This is a genomic window from Cupriavidus sp. SK-4 (assembly GCF_000611125.1).
Lineage (GTDB): Bacteria > Pseudomonadota > Gammaproteobacteria > Burkholderiales > Burkholderiaceae > Cupriavidus > Cupriavidus necator.
Window position 1 is genome coordinate 1 of the sequence record NZ_JFJW01000131.1, and the last position, 20,505, is coordinate 20,505.

Below are 20,505 nucleotides of genomic sequence, written 5' to 3' on the forward strand. Positions count from 1 at the left end.
AGCCACCAGGAGTTGTGTGTAATGAGGTGCGCTCAGCCCTCGTACCTCCGGTCCACAACGTGCTTATGGATCACTTGGCAGACGAGTGGAAGCACAGCCAGTATTTTGTATCCATGTTTTCGTACTTGTGGTCGCGGCTCTCGAGCCTGGAACGTGAATTTTGTGCTGCTCAACTGCCAGCAATAATTCGAGAATGCTTTCGACTGGACGAAAGTCTTCTGGAACGCGATCTGGACGAACTAGGCGTTGATGGCAGCGTAGCACGGACGATTACTGCGGAAAGAAATACCGAGGCGGAGGATCGCAGGCGGGCAAGGAATGGGGCAGCAACTACCCTGCACGCTCTGCGAGATTGTTCATTCTTCAGTGAGCCGCGCTATGTCGCCAATTTTGCGAAATATGGCTTGATTGATCCGAATGCCTAATCCGACAGGAGACCGATGACGCCCACCACAACCAATCAAAGTGATCGTTTGCTGCTCCTGCTCAGCCTACTCATCCTTCTGAGCGCGATACCGCTGGACGTCATGCTACCGTCGTTTCCAGCGCTGGCCGATCACTTCCACACCGGGACTGGCGATATAGCACTGTCGATCAGCATCTTCTCCATAGGCTTTTCGATCGCACAATTGTTCGTCGGTCCACTATCCGATCGCTTCGGGCGCAAGAAGCTGCTAATGATTGGAATTATTTTCGCGCTAGCGGGGGCGACGGGTTGCATCTTTTCCCATAACTATGGCGCTTTCATTGCCTATCGAATCATTCAATCCGCTGGCTGCGCTTCCTTCGTTCTAGCCCAAGCGATTGTTCAGGATGCATACAAGGGAACGGAAGGCATGAGAACCAGAATATTTACCACGACGCTGTCTGGGATTTTCATTGCGTGCTCGCCTCTATTGGGCTCGATTCTTCAGTCAACGCTTGGCTGGCAGGGCAGCTTCATACTCTTTGCAATCATTTCGCTGATTATCATTTTTCAGGTTTACTGCCAATTCGAGGAAACATCAAAAACTCACCGCGGCAGCATGAGATTCTATGGAAGCGCCTACCTGAGAATCCTTAGAACCAGATCATTTCTGATCTATTCAGTAATTGGCGCCCTTGCCTTTTCATGCCACCTAGCCTTCATCATAGTGTCTCCGGCAATATTCATTGTCGGCCTTAAGATGAGCAACTATGAATATTCCATTGTACTAATGGCTTATGGCGTAGCCTATTTAGTTGGCGGAGCCTTAGCATCATACGCGACAAATAAGATGGAAACCCAGGGGCAAACCAAGCTTGGGCTACTGCTCATGACAACATCCGGATTCCTCATGATGACGATGTCGCATTACCAAGCCAATGCTTCTCTGACAGTTCTATTGCCAATGCTCATCTGTACAGCAGGGACTGTTTTTGTTCGCCCGGCGACGGCTACCGAGGCGATGAATCTATTTGACGAAATAGCAGGTACCGCCGCAGCTGCGGGCAGCACCATCAGATTTTGCGCCGCAGGGTCCATCAGCGCCTTGATCAGCGTAGCCGGCAACAACACAATTCTTAATTTGTGCTGGGCGATAATTGCCTCAAGCTTCGCCAGCGTATTTCTCTTCACATACCTCCGTACAACGTGTGTAACCAGAAACCCAAAAGCGAAGTCATCATAGGATCATGACCAGACTGTTCCAGCTCACCGAAGCCGAGTTCGAGGATTTCGCCTATCGCTCAATCTGCGATTATGCTGAGGACATGACGAAGTGCTCAGATTGGACGATGTCCGCAGCATTATCCAATGCCACCACGCTTTTCCGCAGACTATTGCCATATGGCGCGAACACACCTAACCATCATTTATTTTCAATTCGCGCAAGGAGTAATGCCCCTACCATAGGCAACGCCTGGATTCAGACCAACAACCACGATGAATCTGCGTTCCTATTTGACATCTATATTTATCCCGCATATCGGGGATGCGGTCATGCCCATTGTGCCCTACTGGCAGTTGAGGACTATGTCCGGAATCTTGGTCTGTCGACGATCCGACTTCATGTATTTGGCCATAACCAGGCTGCGCGAAATCTATATGCCAAGCTAGGTTTTTCGGTCAGTCATGTCACGATGACCAAGCATCTGTAACACCTTCGCCAGAGTCTCCTTTGCTTCTTGTCGGATTCCATCGACACCCGAACCGGCCCCCACCGCCTCCACAGGCCGCGAACCGGCGCCGTATGATGCCTAGGTATTTCCTATGCAGGAGCATCGCAGCCGCCCAACGGTCGCAGTGCGAGGCACGCTTGGGTCCAGCTCTGCAGTAAGCGCCCGAATCTGCCTGCACCGGCGACCTGATCGTCGCCCGGCCGGAGTTCCTCTATTGCCCGCCCGGCGACTTCTACATCGATCCGTAGCTGCCGGTCTAGCGCGCCGTCATCGCCCATGCCCGTTCCGACCACGCCCGCTTCGGCCACGCGCACTACCTGTGCGCGGAGCCTGGCCACAGGCGGATGAACGCGCATATGTCGTGGGCGGCGGTCGGGTGTGGCAGTGGACCCTTCGCGTCAGAACAGCGTGTAGCCCCCGTCGATCACAAAGGTATCGCCCGTGTGGTAGGCCGACGCCGGACTCATCAGATAGACCGCAATCCCGGCGAAGTCGCTGCCCTCGCCCCAGCGGCGCATCGGCACGCGCTTGTGCACCATTTCCTGGAAGGCATCGTTGCCCTGGGCCACGCTGGTCATCTCGGTCTTGATCCATCCCGGCAGGATCGAGTGCGCGCGGATGCCCTTGCGCGCGTACTCCACCGCCAGCCCCCGCATCATCGAGATCACGCCGCCCTTGGTGGCGGCATAGTGCTCGGAGCGCGGCGCGCCTTCAATGGCTGCGACCGAGGCCGTGCTGCACAGCACGCCGCCCTCGCCCTGCACCAGCATCTGCCGCACCGCGGCACGCAGCGTGAAGAAGGCACCGTCCAGGTTGACGCGCATGGTCCTGCGCCAGGCCTCGGTGGCCATCTGGTCGAACGGCCCCTTGTTGCCGCTGCCCACGCCGGCATTGGCAAAGCAGCCGTCAATACGCCCCAGCGCCGCCACCGTGCGCTGCATGGCAGCATCGACCGCCTGCTCGTCGCCGACGTCGCAAAGCTCGGTATGCACCTTGCGTCCATGCTGGGCCAGGCGGTCGGCGGCGGCAGCGTTCTTGGCGGCATTCGTGCCCCAGATCGCAATATCGGCGCCGGCCGCGGCCAGCCCTTCGGCAATGCCCAGGCCGATGCCGCCGTTGCCGCCGGTCACCAGTGCCACTTTGCCGCTGAGGTCGAATGGATGCTTTGTCATGTGATTGTCTCCTTGGGTGGTGGGACATTGTTCACATGGCAGAGCATTCAAAGCGTCGTCGGAATGGATGAAATCGCCGGAGGCAGGCGACGGCGCCGGACAGGCCATGGCCACCGCCGCCCCATGACAGACTAAAGAGCGGCTCCCTGACTGGCACCCTTGTGCCCGGCAAATTCTCCCGGCGTACATCCGAAATGCCGCTTGAACCGCCGTCCGAAGTGAGACTGGTCGGCGAAACCGACAAGCGTGGCAACCAACGCCAACGGATAGTCTCCCGAACGGATCATCTCGCGCGCGCGCAACAAGCGAACGCGCTCGACATACGCCATCGGCGTTTCGCCGATGCTGCGCTTGAACATGCGCGCAAAATGAAAGCGGCTGACCTTGGCCATATCCGCCAACGCCTGCAGCGTCACCACCTCCGGTGTCCCGTGGATATAGTCCAGGACCCTGCTGAGGGCCTGCGGATGGAGTCCGCCGGGCAGTGTCGAGGCGCCCGGGTCACCGACATTGAAGCGATGCACGAGATGCGCCGACAGCGCACAGGAAAGGGACTCGGCGATCAGCATTTGCGCCGGATGCGCGACCGCCTGGATCTCTCGCGCCAGCGTAAAGGTAATGGTCTCCGCAAAGCCGTCGCGCTGCCCGAAGCAATTGCGAAGCCTGTGCGCGGCGCGTGGCTGGCGGATCGTGGCGTCAGCGGCTTCGGCCAACAGGCTTTGCGGAATCCTCGCAATGACGATGGAGCCGGGCCGGTCCCAACTCCAGCTGGATTCGACCAGCCGCGGATGCAGGCTGATATTGCCGGGGAAGACAATGCCGCGATGTACCTGGCCTAGTCGCCGCTGCTCTAGCCTGGCGTGCCCTGCGAATCGCATCGCAAGCATGTCGTGGTCCAGCTCCGGGGAGGACACCGATCCGGCCGAGCGCCAGTGATGGATCTGTACGGTGATGCCAGCCCACGGGCGTCCGCTGCTGCTGACATCGGGACGGACCGGCAACTCCGCATCGATCACGCCATGTCTCGTCGGCGATCGCATAGGCACATACCCCGCAAGGGCCCACGACGGTAGCGTCGGGGCAAGGGCCAGGTCCCCGCTGCGCATGGAAGCATATGAATTTATCCGGTTGAAGTAAAGCGGCCCGCACAATCCGCGGGACCTGACGCGAGCCATGCCGGCCGGTCCCCTTCTTCAAACCTATCATCCAACGAGTCAGCGCAAGAATCGTCCACCGCAGCGCAACGACGTTCTATTGCGATGACCGCCGGTGCCTGTAGCGTTTCAACAACTGTCCCACCAGTCCGAGGCAGCCACACAGCTTTCGGTCCCGATGCGGGGCAAGGCCAGGCCGGACCTGCAGTGACTTGCAGAATGCGCCCCCTGGTCGTTCCCGCAGATCGCGCCCGAAGCTGGCGCAGGCCCGAGCGAAGTACCCGTCCCCAACCGCCCGAGTCATCTGGGCCATGCAAAGAGGAATGTCGACTATGTCCAGTTCTGTTCGTTCCGACGGTAGCCAGCCACAGCCTGGCGATAGCTGCTGCTCAACCCGCATGCCGCTGTGCCTGACGGTCAACGGCACGCTGCATCGCCTCGAGATCGATCCGCGCGAATCCCTGCTTGACGTCCTGCGCGAGCGCCTGGACCTCACGGGCACGAAGAAGGGCTGCAACCAGGGCGCGTGCGGGGCCTGCACGGTGCTGGTGGACGGGCGCCGGATCAACGCCTGCCTGGCTTTGGCCGCCATGTACAACGACGCCCACGTGAGCACGATCGAAGGCCTGTCGCCGGCCGAGGGCGACCTGCATCCGCTACAGGCCGCGTTTATCGCGCACGATGGCTTCCAATGCGGATTCTGTACGGCAGGCCAGATCATGTCCGGCGTTGCCTGCATCAATGAGGGTCATGCCACCTCCGCCGACGATGTGCGCTTCTGGATGAGTGGCAATATCTGCCGTTGCGGGGCTTACCCGGGGGTGGTCGCGGCGATCGGCGAGGTCGGCGGGAGGAAGCTGCCATGATCCCGTTCACACTGCAGAAAGCCGGCTCGGAAGCAGAAGCGTTGGCGGCGGCCGCGGCCGGGGCCCGCTTCATCGCCGGCGGCACCACACTGGTGGACCTGATGCGCGAGCACGTGGAACAGCCCACGCAACTGGTAGACATCAACGCGCTGCCGCTGAACCATATCCGCATGGAGGGCGACGAACTGGTCATCGGCGCGCTGGCGCGCATGTCCGATGTCGCCGCGCATCCGGACGTTTGCCGGCTCCACCCGGTGATCGCCGAGTCGCTGGTCGAGGGCGCCTCTCCCCAGTTGCGCAACATGGCCAGCATCGGCGGCAATCTTCTCCAGCGCGTGCGCTGTCCTTACTTCCGCATGCTCGATGCCGCCTGCAACAAACGCGCGCCGGGCAGCGGCTGCGCGGCCATCGACGGCTTGCACGCAGGCAACGCCATCCTGGGCGTCAGCGACCATTGCTCCGCAACGCACCCGTCCGACCTTGCGGTTGCGCTGGTCGCGCTGGACGCGGTGGTCCATGTACGGGGTCCGCATGGCGCGCGCCACTTCCCCGTGGAAGATCTTTACCGCCTGCCCGGGCAAACGCCGCATCTCGAACACACCTTGCAGGCCGGTGAACTCATTATTGAGGTGCGAGTTCCACCGCTCGCCTATGCACGGACTGCGCGGTATCTAAAGGTCCGGGACCGGGCCTCATATGAGTTTGCATTGGTATCGGCCGCGGCAGCCTTCGAGGTCAGGGATGGCGTGATCCAGGCCGCTCGTCTCGCGTGCGGTGGCGTGGGCACCCGGCCATGGCGCATGCGCGCGGCCGAACTTGCGCTGCAAGGCAAGCCGCCGACGCGCGCGAGCTTCGAGGCGGCGGCGCTTGCCACGATTGCAGGCGCGTCCCCGCTGCCAGGCAACCGCTACAAGGTCGCGCTGCTGCAACGAACCGTGGTACGGACCCTCGAACTCGCAGGAGAAGTCTGATGAACGCAAACCATATCGGCCAGCCGCATGCCCGCGTCGACGGGCGCGCCAAGGTGACCGGCAGCGCGCAGTATGCCGCCGACTTCAACCAGCCAGGACGGGCCTACGCCGTGATCGTAGGGGCTTCGATCGGACTGGGACGTGTAGTCGGACTCGACACCGAAGCCGCGCGCCGCCTTGCAGGGGTACTGGCGGTGCTGACCCATGAAAACGCGCCGAAACTGGCGTACGCCGCGCACAAGGGTTTTATCGATCCGCAACACGGCGAACGCCTCCATGTCCTGCAGGACGATCGCGTCCGCTTCTATGGCCAGCCGGTTGCCGTGGTCGTGGCGCAGACGCTGGACCAGGCCGAGCACGCGGCCTGCCTGCTGCAGGTTCGCTATGCCGAGGAATCACCGGTCTCCGACCCGCTCGACCAGCGCGCCGAAGCCGTGGTGCCGGAGGCAGGACGTGAGCCAGGTCCTCATTCGGCGGACCGCGTCCGCGGCGATCCCGAGGCCGCGCTCGCGGCGGCAGCCGTCAGGATCGACGCAGCCTACGACGCCGCGCGCGAGAATCACCTCCCAATCGAACCGAACGCCACCGTTGCCGCCTGGGAAGGCGAGCGGCTGACGCTCTGGAGCAAGAGCCAGTTCGTGGTCAACGAGCAGGCCGAGATCGCGGCGATCCTCGGCATCCCGGCTGAAAACGTCCACGTCGTCTGCCCGTTTATCGGCGGCGCTTTCGGCACCAGCCTGCGCACCTGGCCGCACGTCACGCTGGCGGCGCTCGCCGCGCGCGAGGTGGGCAGGCCCGTCAAGCTGGTGCTGTCGCGGCGACAGACCTTCCATCTGACGGGGCACCGGCCGCGGACGGTGCAGCGCGTGGCACTGTCGGCAACGCCCGACGGCAGGCTGACCGGCATCGTGCACGAAGGCACCGGTGAGACCAGCCGGTATGAGCAATTCGCCGAGGCACTCACTGCGGTGACACCGTTCCTCTATAGCTGCCCCAATGTGCGCACCCGCTACCGGCTGGTGCCGCTGGACATCGGCACACCGACTTATATGCGGGCCCCGGGCGAGGCCACCGGCGTGTTTGCGCTGGAATGCGCGATGGATGAGCTGGCCCATGCCCTCGAGATGGACCCGCTGGAACTGCGCCGGCGCAATGAACCCCGGCTCGATGAGGGCATGCAGCTTCCCTTCTCCAGCCGCTCCATGCTTGCCTGCTACGACCGCGGCGCCGACGCGTTCGGCTGGGCCCGCCGCACGCTCGCGCCCGGCTCGATGCGGGACGGCCGACTGCGCATCGGCTGGGGGATGGCCTGCGCCAGCTACCCTGTCTTCCACGGACAAGCCAGCGCCCGCGTGCGCCTGCTTGCCGACGGAACGGCCGAAGTGGAAGCCGCCGCCAGCGACATGGGGCCCGGCACCTACACCTCGATCACGCAGATTGCCGCCGAGACGCTGGGCCTGCCGATGGACAGCGTGCGCTTCAGCCTTGGCCGTTCGGATTTCCCGCCTACCCCGCCACACGGTGGCTCGATGACCCTTGCGTCCGTTGGCTCGGCCGTGCGCGCTGCCTGCATTGCTGCGCTGGACCAGCGCCAGGCGCGCGCAGATCCCACGGACGGCGCCATCGAAGCGAGCGCCACGGCAGGCCCGGATGCCCAGGTGCGCAGCCGGTTTTCCATGCATGCCTTCGGTGCGGTGTTCGTGGAAGTCGCCATCGATCCCGATGTCGGCACGATCCGTGTCCGGCGCGTGGTCGGCGCTTATGGCGCGGGTCGTATCGTGAATCCGCGGCTCGCAGCCAGCCAATGCACGGGCGGGATGGTCGGCGGCATCGGCATGGCGCTGATGGAGCGAACCGCGCTGGATCCGCGGGACGGCCGGCCAGTGAATGCGCACATGGCGGATTACCTCGTGCCCGTCAACCTGGATATCGAGAGGCTGGAGGCGCATTTTGTCGACGAGGTCGATCCCCATGTCAACGAGCTGGGCGTCAAGGGATTAGGTGAAATCGCGCTGGTGGGCGTGGCCCCGGCCGTGGCCAACGCCGTGTTCCACGCCACCGGAAAGCGCGTGCGGGAGCTGCCGATCCGCATCGAGCACCTGATCGAGCCATAGTCCGCGCACGGGCCTGGCTGCTGTTTCCGTGATACCGACTGGCGTTATGATGGCCGCATTCCCAACCTCCGGTTGCCAGTCATGGACAAGGCCCGTGTCCTCACCCTCTTCCTCGGCGTGGTGCGCGCCGGCAGCTTCCATCGCGCCGCGGTGGAAGCTGGCGTCACCCCGCAGGCCGCCAGCAAGGCCGTGCGCACGCTGGAGGACCATCTCGGCGTGCGCCTGCTGCACCGGACCACGCGCAAGCTCAACCTGACGGAAGAAGGCGCACGCCTGTTCGAGCTGGTCGCGCCGGGCATGCGCCAGCTCGACGAAGCGCTTGAGCAGGTCCGCAGCAGCAAGAGCGACGACGACGGCCTGATCCGCCTGACCGCTCCGCCGTCGCTCGGCAGCCGCGTGCTGATCCCGCTGGTGCGCGGCTTTCGCGAGCAGTATCCCGGCATCACCTTCGATGTGGTGCTGAGCGACCTCTTCACCGACCTGGTCGAAGCCAGGATCGACGTCGGCTTCCGCGTCGGCACCAGCCCCGGCCAGAACCTGGTGGCGCGGCGGCTGTGCGACCTGCCGCTGGTCATCTGCGCGGCGCCGGATTACCTGGCGCGGCACGGCGAGCCGGCCACCCTCGACGACTTGCTACAGCACCAGTGCACCGGCTTCCGCCGCCCCGCGACCGGGCGCATGGTGCCGTGGGAGCTGCAACTGGACGGCGACCTGATCTACCAGGAGGTGCCTGCCGTGGCGAGCTTCAATGACGTGGAAGCCGAGGTCGAAGCGGTGCGCGCCGGCATGGGCATCGGCCAGCTGCCCGCCTACATGATCCACGCCGACCTCGTGAGCGGGCGGCTGAAGGCGATCCTGCCGGGGTACAGCAGCAGCAATGTCGGCATGTACATGTACTACCCGCATCGCAGCCAGATGCCGGTGCGGGTCCGGCGGTTTATCGACTTCGTGGTGGAGGCCGGGCGCGGCGCGGAGCAGTCGTTGTCGCGGCTGGTGGGGCTGGTGCACTGAGCCACTGACTTGCAGCAGCGCCTGCAGCAGGCACCCCTCTCCCGCTTGCGGGAGAGGAATGGGGGAGAGGGCAGGAGTGTCAAGGGCTGATGCTCGTGAGTTAAAACCGTAGGCTTCGCTCGACCTGGTTCCTAGCTAGCCCACCCCTCACCCCAGCCCTCTCCCCCTGAGGGGAGAGGGAGAACACCTTGCTCAGGCTAGTTCCGGCGGCGCAGGCGCACCCAACACCGCCCGCTTCTGCCCGCCGCCAAAGCACGTCTCCAAACGCCCTCCCTCCCATTTCGCTTGATTTTTTCTCAAGCGAACCAGCCCGAAATATCGTTTGTCGCGCAGCCCGCCGGCGACAACTATTACGCCAAGCCCACCCCACAGGAGACACCCATGTCAGACCAGCCCTATCCGCTCTGGAGCGCGGAACCCGTCCCCCACCTGCTCGCCTCGCGTGACCGCGCCACCGGCGAGTGGATCTTCCCGGCGCTGCCCGCCGACTCGCCGCTGGCGGACGGCCACGAGACCGTCGCCATCACCGGAACGGGCGTGCTCTACAGCTTCACCGTGATCCATCCCGCGCCCAAGAGCGGACTGGCTCCGTATGCGCTCGGCTATGTCGATTTCGTGGGCCCGGTGCGCATCTTCGGCCGCCTGCTGGGCACGGCGCGTCCGGTCATCGGCGAACGCTACACGCAGCGGCATGACGCCGAACTGGGCTATGTCTTCGAGGCCGTCACGGCCTGAACGATCGAGAGAAAGAGAGGTAAGCAAGATGCAGGACATCTACATCCACGGCGGCGCGATGACGCCGTTCGGCCGCCACCCCGGCGTGCTGGCGCCGGAACTGGCGCAACAGGCGATTTTGAAAGCGCTGGCCGATGCCGACGTGCCGGGCGGCCGCATCCAGGCGGTCTACTGCGCCAACGTGCTGGGCGGCATGATCCTCGGCCAGCTGATCGTGCGCGACCTGGGGCTCAAGGGCATCCCGGTCTACAACGTCGAGAACGCCTGCGCCAGCGGTGCCACCGGCGTGCACCTGGCGCGGCACGCGCTGCTGGCCGGGCAATATGACACGGTGCTGGTATTCGGCATCGAGCAGCTCACCGCGCTCGGCGGCGGCACCATCCCGCTGCAGCGCAATGACCACAAGACCGAGCTCTATGCGAAGTCCGGCATGGTGCTGCCCGCGGTGTATGCGATGCGCGGCACGCGTTTTCTGCACGAGCGCGACGCCAGTCCGTCTGACCTCGCCGAAGTGGCCGTGAAGAACCGCTACCACGGCTCGCTGAACCCGTATGCCCAGCAGCGCAAGACCACCACGGTCGAGGAAGTGCTGGCCTCGCGCATGATCGCCGACCCGCTGACGCTGCTGCAGTGCTGCCCGTCGCAGGTCGATGGCGCGGCGGCGGTGGTGCTGAGCACGCGTCGCCCGGCGCAGGCGCGACCGGTGAAAGTGCTGTCCTCGGTGGTGGTGTCGGGTATGCGCGAAGAGGCCGACGACGACATCCTCGATGCCGAGATCACCGCGCGCGCCGCGCGCCAGGCCTACGAACAGGCCGGTCTCGGCCCGCAGGACGTCGACGTGGTCGAACTGCACGACGCATTCACCATCGCCGAACTGCTCTACTACGAAGCCCTCGGCCTGACACCGCGCGGCGAGGCCGTGCCCCTGCTCAAGTCCGGTGCGACGCGCCTGGGCGGGCGCGTGCCGGTCAACCCGAGCGGCGGCCTGCTGGCCAAGGGCCATCCGCTGGGCGCTACCGGCGTGGCGCAGATGGTCGAGATCCTGTGGCAGCTGCAGGGCCGCGCCGGCGAACGCCAGGTGGACAGCCCCCGCATCGGCCTGACGCAATGCACCGGCGGCGGCATCGCGGGCGTGGATCACGCCGCCTCTTCCGTCCACTTGCTGGGAGTCTGAGATGAGCACGCAACGCTTCGACCCTTCGCACGTGGCCGTGGTCACCGGCGCCGCGCGCGGCATCGGCCTGGGCATCGCCACGCAACTGGCCCGCCAGGGGCTGGCCGTGGCCCTGCTCGACCGCGACGCCGCCGCGCTCGAAGCCGCCGTCGGCGCGCTGGCCGCCGAGGGCTTCAACGCCTTCGGCGCCAGCGCCGACCTGACCGACTCGGCCGCGGTCAACGACGCCTTTGCGCAGGTGCAGGCGCGGACCGGCCGCGTCGACTACCTGGTCAACAACGCCGGCGCCGTGCGCGACATGCGCTTCCTGAAGATGACCGACGAGGACTGGGACCTGGTCATCGATACCAACCTGCGCTCGCAGTTCCTGTGCTGCCGCGCGGCGCTGCCGGGCATGGTCGACCGAGGCTACGGGCGCGTGGTCAATATCTCGTCGCGGGCCTGGCTGGGTGGCTTCGGACAGGCCAACTACTCCGCGGCCAAGGGCGGCGTGGTCAGCCTGACGCGCTCGCTCGCGATCGAGTTCGCGGCCAAGGGCATCACCGTCAACGCGGTGGCGCCCGGCATCGTCGATACCCCGCTGTTCCGCGGCTTCGCGCCCGAGGTGCAGGCGCGGCTGCAGAAGTCTGTCCCGGTGCAGCGCATCGGCACCGCCGACGACATCGCCAACGCGGTCAACTTCTTCCTCGACCCGCAGTCGTCCTACGTGACCGGGCAGACACTCTATGTCTGCGGCGGGCGCAGCCTGTCGTCGCCGAGCGTTTAAGGAGGCCGCCATGACCGTACGACTCCACACCGAAGGCGCGGTCGCCGTGCTGACGATCGACCGGCCCGAGGCGCTCAATGCGCTGGACGTGGCCGCGCTGCGCGAACTGCGCGCGCACCTCACCGAAGTGCGCGACCGCGACGACCTGCGCGTGGCCGTCCTGACCGGCGCCGGCACGCGCGCCTTCTGCGCGGGCGCCGACCTGAAAGGCACGCGCAGCTCGCCCGCCACCTATCCGGAAGCGCTGTTCCGCGCGCCGGAGCAGGCGGCCGACCTCGGCCTCTACATCCGGCTGATGGACCTGAGCGACCTCGGCCTGTGCAAGCCGCTGATCGCGGCGGTCAACGGCCATTGCCTCGGGGCCGGACTGGAGATCGCGCTGCAATGCGACTTGCGGATTGCGTCGGAGCAGGCGAGCTTCGGCCTGCCCGAAGCCGCGGGCGGGTCGATCCCAGCCGTTTCCGGTCTGCATCGCCTGCTGAAGGCCGTGCCGGCGGCGCACGCGATGCAGATGGTGCTGACCGGCGAGCGGATCGACGCGGCGCAGGCTGCGCGCATCGGGCTGGTCACCGAAACGGTAGCGCCAGCCGCGCTACTCGACCGTGCGCTGGCCATCGCCACACGCATCGCCGCCAATGCACCGCTGGCCGTCCAGGCGGTCAAGAAGCTGTCGCGACAGACCAGCCACCTCAGTGAAGCCGATGCGCAGCAGCTGACCGAACTCTACTGGGGCGTGCTGCGCGATACCGCCGACCGGACCGAAGGCCGGCAGGCGTTCGCCGAAAAACGCCAGCCCCGCTACACCGGCCGCTGAGCGTTCGAGAACAGACACAAAGGAGACAAAGCATGACTCGTATTACCCGATTCGCACGCGCAGCGCTGGCCGGCGTACTGGCAGCCACCGCGCTGGGCGCCGCGGCCCAGGCGCCCTACCCCGCGCAGAAGCCGATCACCCTGGTGGTGCCGTTCGCCCCCGGCGGCGGCAACGACATCCTGGCACGTCTGATAGCGCCCAAGATGGGCCAGCTGCTGGGCCAGACCATCGTCATCGAGAACAAGCCCGGCGCGGGCGGCAACCTCGGCGCCGACTATGTCGCCCATGCGGCGCCGGACGGCTATACGCTGGTGATTGCATCCAGCCAGGTGACGATGAACCCGTTCCTCGGCACCAAGATTCCGTTCAGCATCGAACGCGACTTCGAGCCGGTGGGGCGGATCGCGTCGGTGCCGATCATGCTGGTGGCGAACCCCGACCAGCCGTTCCGCACGCTGCAGGACTTTATCCAGTACACCCGCGCCAATCCCGGCAAGCTCAGCTACAGCAGCCCGGGCAACGGCACGCCGCAGCACCTGGCCGGTGAAGTCTTTGCCAAGCTCAACAAGACCGAACTGCTGCACGTACCGTATCGCGGCACCGGGCCGTCGATCACCGACCTGATGGGCGGCCAGGTGCAGATCTCGTTCGCCACCTTTGCCTCGGCAATCCAGTACGTGCGCGCCGGCAAGCTGCGCGCGCTCGGCATCGCCGGCAAGAAGCGCACCGCGCTGATGCCGGACCTGCCGACCTTTGCGGAAGCCGGCATTGTCGGCTACGACGCCGAGCTGTGGTACAGCCTGCTGGCGCCGGCGCGCACGCCCAGGCCGGTGGTCGACAAGATCAACGCCGCGCTGGTGGCCGCGCTCAAATCGCCTGACGTGGCGGAGCAGATGGGCAAGCAGGGCTTCGAGCCGCAGGCATCATCGCCGGCCGAGCTGAAGGCCTACATCGGCAAGGAGATGGCGCGCTGGCAGCGCCTGATCCAGGACAACGGCATCAAGGTCTCGCTATGAACACGCCTACCCATCCCGCCGCATTGCCGCCGACGGACAACCCGCTGCTGGACTACCTCGGCATCCGCCTGGCCAGCGTCGGCGACGGCCGCTGCACCTTCGAGCTCGATCTCGAGCCGCGCCACCTGAACCGCCAGGGCAGCGTGCAGGGCGGCGTCACCGCCACCCTGCTCGACGCCGCCTGCGGCTACGCCGGGCTGCCCGCCGGGCCTGACGGCGCGCTCGGCCACGCGGTCACGGTGATGCTGACGATCAGCTATCTCAGCAAGGCCAGCGCGGGGCGGCTGCGCGCCACGGCGCAGGTCACCCGCGCCGGCAAGAGCCTGTACTTCGCCTCGGCGGAGCTGACCACCGATGCCAGCGTGCTGGTGGCCACTGCACAAGGCACTTTCAAACGATGCCGCACCCTTCCGGAGGCATGACATGCTGCGCGACGCACTGGACGGCCTGACCGTCATCGACTTTACGCAGATCGGCGCCGGGCCGACCTGCACCATGCTGCTGGCCGACATGGGCGCCAGGGTCATCAAGGTGGAGCCGCCGGGTGGCGAACTGGGCCGCGGCCTGGGACCGGGCTGGCTCGGCGACGACAGCGCGCTGTTCCACGGCTTCAACCGCAACAAGCTGGGCGTGGCGCTCGACCTCAAGTCCGCCGACGGCGTGGCCGTGGCACGCCGCCTGATCGCCGGCGCCGACATCGTGGTGGAAAGCATGCGCCCGGGCGTGATGGAGCGCCTCGGCCTCGGCCATGCGCAACTGGCCGAAGCGCACCCCGCGCTGATCTACTGCTCGATCTCCGCCTACGGGCAGGACGGGCCGTACGCGGGCCGCGCCGGCGTCGACGGCATCGTGCAGGCCGATTCCGGCCTGATGAGCCTGATCGGCCTGCCCGACGGCGAGCCGTGCAAGGTGCAGGCGCCGGTGGTCGACGTGACGACCGGCTACGTGGCCTGCGTGGGCGTGCTGGCGAAGCTCGCGCAGCGGGCGCGCGACGGCCTGGGCGGCCACCTCGATGTCAGCCTGCTCAATGCAGCGCTGGCGCTGCAGCAGTCGTCCATCACCAGCTATTGCGCCGACGGGCAACTGCCGGAACGCGTGGGCAGCGCGGCGCCCTACTCCGCGCCCAACCAGGCCTTCCGCACCGCCGACGGCTGGGTCATGGTGGCCGCCTACATGCCCGAGCGCTGGCGCCGGTTGTGCGATGTGCTGGGGCGGCCCGAGCTGGCCGATGACCCGCGCTTCGCCACCTCACCGCTGCGCGTGGCCAATCGCGCGGCAATGGTGGAAGTGCTGACCAGCGAGTTCGTCACCCGCCCGACCGATGCGTGGCTGACCAGCCTGCAGGACGCCGACATCCTGTGCGCGCGCGTGGCGACCTACGAGGATGTCATGGCGCACCCGCAGGTGGCCGCCAACCGCATGGTGCAGCGCGTCCGGCACGACACGCTGGGCGAGATCCGCATGCCGGGATTCCCGATCAACAGCGCGCAGGAAAACGCGCTGCCATCGCGGCCGGCGCCGGCTTGCGGGCAGCATACACAGGCCGTGCTGGCCGAACTGGGCTACAGCCCGTCGCAAATCGCCGCGCTGCAAGAGCACGGCGCGATCCGCTGCGCCGATGCCGGCCAGCAACGCCTTGCCGCCGCGGCGTCATGAACCGCGCCCACATCATCGCGGCGCTGTATGCGCGCCGCAGCGTGCGTGGCTTTCTCGATACGCCGGTGCCGCAGCAAACGGTGGCCGCGATCCTGGCCGACGCCGCGCGCAGCCCGAGCGCATCGAACACGCAGCCGTGGCGCGTCTATGCCTGCGCCGGCGACGTGCGTGATCGCCTCAGCGCAGCCCTGCTGGCACTGCACGACACCGGCGGCGGTGAGCATCGCGAGGAATACGTCTACTACCCGCCAGCGTGGCGCGAGCCATACCTGGCGCGGCGCCGCACGCTGGGCAAGGCGCTGTACGGCCTGCTCGGCATCCCGCGCGGCGACGCCGCCGGCATGGCGCGTCAATACGCACGCAACTACGCGTTCTTCGGCGCGCCGGTGGGGCTGTTTTTCACCATCGAACGCGGGCAGGGCCAGGCTGCCTGGCTGGATCTCGGCATGTTCCTGCACGCGGTGATGATGGCCGCGCTCGGGCATGGCCTGGAAACCTGCGCGCAACAGGCGTTTGCGCGCTACCACGAGGTCATCCGCGCGCAGTTGCGGATTCCTGACAGCGAGATCGTGGTGTGCGGCATGTCGCTCGGCCATCCCGATCCGCGCGAACCGGCCAACCGCCTGCGCACCGCGCGCGAGCCGGTAGAGGCCTTTGCGCGCTTTGCCGGCTGGTGAGCGCAGCGATGCGCCTCAGCCTTGCGTATCGAATTGCGCCAGCAACCACTGGCGGAACACCGCCATGCTCGGGCTTTCCTTGCGGTCGGCGGGCGTCAGCAGGTAGTAGGTGAAGTCGCCCATGTCCACGGTCTGGAGGAATGGCGCCACCAGCCGGCCGGCGTCGAGGTCGGCCGCCACCAGGAAGCGCTGCGCGATCGCGAAGCCCTGCCCTTCGACCGCGGCCGCATAGGCCATGGCCGAGCTCTGGTAGGTCATGCCGCTGCGCGCATCGACCTGCCCGTCAGCGCGCGCGGCCTTGAGCCAGTGAGCCCAGTCATCGGGCCGCGCGATCGAGTGCAGCAGGGTCTGGTGCTGCAGGTCGGCGGGCTTCTTCACCTTCGGCCCGCCTTCCAGCAGCCCCGGGCTGCATACCGGCACCAGGATGTTCGACACCAGCCGGTAGGTATTGACACCGCTCCACTTGCCGTCGCCCAGCCGGATCGCGCCGTCGATGTCTTCCTTGCGGAAGTCGACCGGATCGAGCGACGCCGTCAGCAGCACCTCGATGCCGGGATTGGCGGCATGGAAGCTCGACAGCCGCGGGATCAGCCAGCGCATGGCAAAGGTGGTGTAGGCGCGCACCTTCAGTTGCTTGCGCTTGGCGCGCTTGCTCAATCGCCGCGTGGCCTCGCGCAGGTCGTCCATCGCCCTGGTCACGGCGCGGTAGTAGTCCTCGCCGGTGCGCGTGAGCGAGATCTGCCGGTGGCCGCGATGCAGCAGCTGCACGCCCAGCCCGTCCTCCAGCGCGCGGATCTGGCGGCTGACGGCGCCGGGCGTGACGTGCAGCTCCTCGGCAGCCGTGGTGATGCTGAGGTGCCGGGCGGCGGCCTCGAAGGCGCGCAACGCGTTCAGTGGGGGCAGTTTGTCCATGCCGGCGAGTCTGCCATACGGTTGAGGTTTTCTCAATCGGCGCACCTGGCTTCCATTCCCAACTAATGGTTGCCATTGAAACGCGATTGCACAGCCTAGTGTTGCGGGCGTTGCCGGCCTAAATTTGTCTCCGTGGCCCCCGCCATCAGACATCGCAGTCAAACCGAGCACCCTGAAAGGAGATTCACCATGTCCGCCAACACCACCAACACCACCAACAACGCTGCCAGCAAGGTCTGGTTCATCACCGGCGCTTCGCGCGGCTTCGGCCTGGAACTGACCCGTGCCGCGCTGGCACGCGGCGACCGGGTCGTCGCCACCGCGCGCCGCCCGGAGACGATCACCGCCGCACTGGGCGAGCACGATAACCTGCTGGGCGTGGCGCTGGACGTCACCAACGAAGCGCAGGCGATCGCCGCCGCCGAGGCCGCCGTGGCCCGCTTCGGCCGCATCGACGTGCTGGTCAACAACGCCGGCTACGGCCTGCTCGGCGCGGTCGAAGAGGCCTCCGCACAGGAAGTCGAGCAGCAGTTCGCCACCAACGTGTTCGGCGTGCTGACCGTGACGCGTGCGGTGCTGCCGCAGATGCGCCGTCAGCGCAGCGGCCGCATCCTCAACATTTCGTCGATCGGTGGCTACGCCGCGTATCCCGGCTGGGGCGTCTATGGCGCCACCAAGTTCGCGGTGGAGGGCCTGACCGAAGCGCTTGATGCGGAACTGTCGCCGCTGGGCATCCGCGCCACCGTGGTAGAGCCGGGCTTCTTCCGCACCGACTTCCTCGATGCCAGCTCGCTGGTGCGCGTGCGCACCGAGATCGCCGCATATGCCGATACGGTCGGGGCAATGCGCGAGCACATGGCTTCGGCCAACCACCAGCAGCCCGGCGACCCGGCCAAGCTGGCGGCGGCGCTGCTGACCCTGGCCGACAGCGAAACCCCGCCGGTGCGGCTGCCGCTGGGCTCGGACACGGTCTACCGCATCACCGAGAAGAACCGCAAGGTGGAAAGCGAACTGGCCGCGTGGCAGGCGCTGGCGGTGTCGACCGACCACGACGACGTGCGCCGCTGATCTTGCTGCAGCGCATCAGCGCATGCTTTGCTGCAGTGCGGGCAAGCTGTGCGAAACGCGAAGCGAGGCCGGCCGAGCGCCGGCCTCGCCACTTGCGGGACATCTTGCGTCAGGCAATGCACCGAGTCGGGCATCCGCGTATGTCGCTTCCGGCGAATTTGGCCAATAATTCCCGGACAGCCATTGCCGGACGAGAGCCACCATGCACGATAGTCCCGATGCCATCCGCACCGTCGCCTTGCTAGGGCACGCGGGGTGCGGCAAGACCTCGCTGGTCGAAGCGCTGTTGCACAAGGGCGGTGCCCTGCACACGCCCGGCAGCGTCGAACGCGGTTCCACGGTCTGCGACAGCGACCCGCTCGAGCGCAAGTACAAACGCTCGCTCACCACCGCCGCCGCCCACCTGCACTACCGCGACACCCGCATCTACCTGCTAGACACCCCCGGTTACCCCGACTTCTCCGGCCTCGCCATCAGCGCGCTGGCGGCGGTGGAAACCGCCGCCATCGTCATCAATGCCCAGACCGGCATCGAGATGACCACGCGCCGCACGATGGCGTGGGCGCAGGCGCGCCAGCTGTGCCGGATGATCATCGTCAACGGCATCGACGGCGACAAGGTCGACCTGCCCGCGCTGCTTGCGGATATCCAGGAGGCCTTTGGCAAGGAATGCCTGCCGATCAACCTGCCGGCCGGCAACGGCAGCCAGGTGGTGGACTGCTTCTTCAATCCGGCCGGCGAGTCGGATTTTTTATCTGTGCCGGCCGCGCACGATGCGCTGATCGACCAGGTGATCGAGATCGATCCCGAACTGATGGAGCTGTACCTGGAGCAGGGCGAGGCGATCACGCCGGAGCAGCTGCATGCGCCATTCGAGCGCGCGCTGCGCGAAGGCCACCTGGTGCCGATCTGCTTTACCTCGGCCGCCACCGGTGCCGGCATCACGGAACTGCTCGACGTATTCGTGCAACTGCTGCCGAACCCGACCGAAGGCAATCCGCCGCTGTTCTATCGCGATACGGGCGAAGGCAGCGAACACCGCAAGGCCGTGCGCGCCGAGCCCGTTCCTGACAAGCACGTGCTGGCCCATGTCTTCAAGGTGGTGATCGATCCCTATGTTGGCAAGCTGGCGGTGTTCCGCATCCACCAGGGCACGGTCACGCGCGACAGCCAGCTCTATATCGGCGACGGGCGCCAGCCGTTCAAGGTGGCGCACCTGCTGCGGCTGCAGGGCAAGGAGACCCAGGAGATCCCGCGGGCCGGCCCGGGCGATATCTGCGCGGTGGCCAAGGTCGACGAACTGGGCTTCGATGCCGTGCTGCACGACGCCACCGAGGACGGCAATATCCACCTGACGCCGCTGGAGTTCCCAACCCCCATCTACGGCCTGGCGATCGAACCGGCGCGGCGCGGCAACGAGCAGCGCCTGGCCGAAGTGCTGCACAAGCTCAGCGCGGAAGACCCGTGCCTGCGCGTCGAGCATCCGGTTGGCACCAATGAGACCGTGGTGTTCGGCCTGGGCGAATTCCACCTGCGCTGCGCGCTCGAGCGGCTGACCGAGCAATACAAGCTGGAGGTGGTGACGCGCCCGCCCAAGATTGCCTATCGCGAAACCATCGGCGGCAAGGCCGAGGGCCATCACCGGCACAAGAAGCAGACCGGCGGCGCCGGGCAGTTCGGTGAAGTAATGCTGCGCGTGGAGCCGCTGGCGCGCGGCGAGGGCTTCGACTTTGTCGATGCGGTAAAAGGCGGCGCGATTCCCGGCCAGTTCATTCCCGCCGTAGAAAAAGGCATCCGCCAGGTGCTCGACAGCGGCCCGCTGGCGGGCTTCCCGATGCAGGACGTGCGCGTGACCGTATATGACGGAAAGAGCCATCCGGTCGATTCCAAGGAAGTCGCGTTCGCGACCGCCGGGCGCAAGGCCTTCATCGACGCGGTGCTCAAGGCCAGGCCCAGCGTGCTGGAGCCGATCGTCGACATCGAGGTGACGGCGCCGGGCACAGCCATGGGCGACATCATCGGCGACCTCTCCACCAAGCGCGGCCAGGTCCACGGCACGCGCACCGCGGTCGGCAACGCCGTGGTGGTGGCCGGCCAGGTGCCGCTGTCCGAGCTCAACGACTACCAGTCACGGCTGAACAGCATCACCGGCGGCCACGGCAGCTATACCATCCAGTTCAGCCACTACGACAACGTGCCGCCGGCGCAGCAGGACAAGATGGCATCGAAGCACAAGGCGCAGCAGGATACGGATTGAGGG

20 protein-coding genes and 1 pseudogene are annotated in these 20,505 nt (G+C 66.1%); 18 read left to right on the forward strand and 3 right to left on the reverse strand.

The genetic code is table 11. The features are described 5' to 3' along the window. The 4 genes and pseudogenes from CF68_RS36535 to CF68_RS38685 form a co-directional block, all read left to right on the forward strand. Positions 1 to 425: diiron oxygenase (locus CF68_RS36535; protein WP_235205889.1), on the forward strand; the 425-nt coding region annotated here is incomplete at its 5' end. A gap of 15 nt (positions 426 to 440) precedes the next feature. Continuing rightward, on the forward strand, positions 441 to 1,649 hold the full coding sequence (locus tag CF68_RS26650; RefSeq protein ID WP_035824776.1) for a Bcr/CflA family efflux MFS transporter: 1,209 nt from the start codon (positions 441 to 443) through the stop codon (positions 1,647 to 1,649). Between the two features lie 4 nt (positions 1,650 to 1,653). Then, positions 1,654 to 2,118, forward strand: coding sequence for a GNAT family N-acetyltransferase (locus CF68_RS36540; protein WP_084187448.1), 465 nt, complete (start codon positions 1,654 to 1,656; stop codon positions 2,116 to 2,118). Between the two features lie 206 nt (positions 2,119 to 2,324). Continuing rightward, positions 2,325 to 2,474, forward strand: a pseudogene (locus CF68_RS38685) (DNA ligase-associated DEXH box helicase); the annotation flags it as partial. Between the two features lie 63 nt (positions 2,475 to 2,537). Here CF68_RS38685 and CF68_RS26655 read toward each other — a convergent pair. Further along, positions 2,538 to 3,311: an SDR family NAD(P)-dependent oxidoreductase gene (locus tag CF68_RS26655; RefSeq protein ID WP_035824778.1), complete on the reverse strand. Its 774-nt coding sequence runs from the start codon at positions 3,309 to 3,311 to the stop codon at positions 2,538 to 2,540. Between the two features lie 131 nt (positions 3,312 to 3,442). Then, positions 3,443 to 4,327, reverse strand: a complete 885-nt coding sequence (locus CF68_RS26660) for a helix-turn-helix transcriptional regulator (RefSeq protein ID WP_235205890.1) — start codon at positions 4,325 to 4,327, stop codon at positions 3,443 to 3,445. Positions 4,328 to 4,797: 470 nt separating this feature from the next. Here CF68_RS26660 and CF68_RS26665 point away from each other — a divergent pair, with 470 nt between their 5' ends. From CF68_RS26665 to CF68_RS26720, 12 genes are all read left to right on the forward strand, one after another. Beyond that, on the forward strand, positions 4,798 to 5,331 hold the full coding sequence (locus CF68_RS26665; protein WP_035824783.1) for a (2Fe-2S)-binding protein: 534 nt from the start codon (positions 4,798 to 4,800) through the stop codon (positions 5,329 to 5,331). After that, positions 5,328 to 6,302, forward strand: coding sequence for a xanthine dehydrogenase family protein subunit M (locus CF68_RS26670; RefSeq protein WP_035824785.1), 975 nt, complete (start codon positions 5,328 to 5,330; stop codon positions 6,300 to 6,302). Before CF68_RS26665 ends, CF68_RS26670 begins: the two co-directional genes overlap by 4 nt. Continuing rightward, positions 6,302 to 8,416, forward strand: a complete 2,115-nt coding sequence (locus CF68_RS26675) for a xanthine dehydrogenase family protein molybdopterin-binding subunit (protein WP_035824787.1) — start codon at positions 6,302 to 6,304, stop codon at positions 8,414 to 8,416. The genes CF68_RS26670 and CF68_RS26675 overlap by 1 nt, the downstream gene beginning before the upstream one ends. An 81-nt stretch (positions 8,417 to 8,497) precedes the next feature. Continuing rightward, complete coding sequence (locus tag CF68_RS26680) at positions 8,498 to 9,427, forward strand: LysR family transcriptional regulator (RefSeq protein ID WP_035824789.1); 930 nt, start codon at positions 8,498 to 8,500, stop codon at positions 9,425 to 9,427. A 381-nt stretch (positions 9,428 to 9,808) separates the two neighbouring features. After that, positions 9,809 to 10,162: a Zn-ribbon domain-containing OB-fold protein gene (locus CF68_RS26685; RefSeq protein WP_035824791.1), complete on the forward strand. Its 354-nt coding sequence runs from the start codon at positions 9,809 to 9,811 to the stop codon at positions 10,160 to 10,162. Positions 10,163 to 10,190: 28 nt separating this feature from the next. Continuing rightward, positions 10,191 to 11,336, forward strand: coding sequence for a thiolase family protein (locus CF68_RS26690; RefSeq protein ID WP_035824792.1), 1,146 nt, complete (start codon positions 10,191 to 10,193; stop codon positions 11,334 to 11,336). Between the two features lies 1 nt (position 11,337). Then, a complete protein-coding gene (locus CF68_RS26695) occupies positions 11,338 to 12,102 on the forward strand; it encodes an SDR family NAD(P)-dependent oxidoreductase (protein WP_035824794.1) in 765 nt (254 codons plus the stop codon). A 10-nt stretch (positions 12,103 to 12,112) separates the two neighbouring features. Further along, positions 12,113 to 12,916, forward strand: coding sequence for an enoyl-CoA hydratase/isomerase family protein (locus tag CF68_RS26700; protein ID WP_035824795.1), 804 nt, complete (start codon positions 12,113 to 12,115; stop codon positions 12,914 to 12,916). Between the two features lie 32 nt (positions 12,917 to 12,948). Next, on the forward strand, positions 12,949 to 13,932 hold the full coding sequence (locus CF68_RS26705; protein ID WP_035824797.1) for a tripartite tricarboxylate transporter substrate binding protein: 984 nt from the start codon (positions 12,949 to 12,951) through the stop codon (positions 13,930 to 13,932). Continuing rightward, the gene (locus tag CF68_RS26710; protein WP_035824800.1) at positions 13,929 to 14,354 is read left to right on the forward strand and encodes a PaaI family thioesterase; all 426 of its coding nucleotides are present in this window, start codon (positions 13,929 to 13,931) and stop codon (positions 14,352 to 14,354) included. The genes CF68_RS26705 and CF68_RS26710 overlap by 4 nt, the downstream gene beginning before the upstream one ends. Position 14,355: 1 nt before the next feature. After that, positions 14,356 to 15,588, forward strand: a complete 1,233-nt coding sequence (locus CF68_RS26715; RefSeq protein ID WP_035824802.1) for a CaiB/BaiF CoA-transferase family protein — start codon at positions 14,356 to 14,358, stop codon at positions 15,586 to 15,588. Beyond that, the gene (locus tag CF68_RS26720; RefSeq protein WP_035824806.1) at positions 15,585 to 16,265 is read left to right on the forward strand and encodes a nitroreductase; all 681 of its coding nucleotides are present in this window, start codon (positions 15,585 to 15,587) and stop codon (positions 16,263 to 16,265) included. The genes CF68_RS26715 and CF68_RS26720 overlap by 4 nt, the downstream gene beginning before the upstream one ends. A 15-nt stretch (positions 16,266 to 16,280) precedes the next feature. Here CF68_RS26720 and gcvA read toward each other — a convergent pair whose 3' ends face one another. Beyond that, the gene (gene gcvA / locus CF68_RS26725) at positions 16,281 to 17,177 is read right to left on the reverse strand and encodes a transcriptional regulator GcvA (protein ID WP_035824808.1); all 897 of its coding nucleotides are present in this window, start codon (positions 17,175 to 17,177) and stop codon (positions 16,281 to 16,283) included. 189 nt (positions 17,178 to 17,366) lie between these two features. Here gcvA and CF68_RS26730 point away from each other — a divergent pair, with 189 nt between their 5' ends. Together CF68_RS26730 and fusA are read left to right on the forward strand one after the other, a co-directional pair. After that, positions 17,367 to 18,245 carry an oxidoreductase gene (locus tag CF68_RS26730; protein WP_035824810.1) on the forward strand — a complete coding sequence of 293 codons (879 nt, stop codon included), beginning with the start codon at positions 17,367 to 17,369 and terminating at the stop codon, positions 18,243 to 18,245. 202 nt (positions 18,246 to 18,447) lie between these two features. Next, positions 18,448 to 20,502 (forward strand): elongation factor G, encoded by a 2,055-nt coding sequence (gene fusA / locus CF68_RS26735; RefSeq protein WP_035824812.1) that lies wholly within the window; start codon positions 18,448 to 18,450, stop codon positions 20,500 to 20,502. The last annotated feature ends 3 nt before the right edge of the window (positions 20,503 to 20,505 follow it).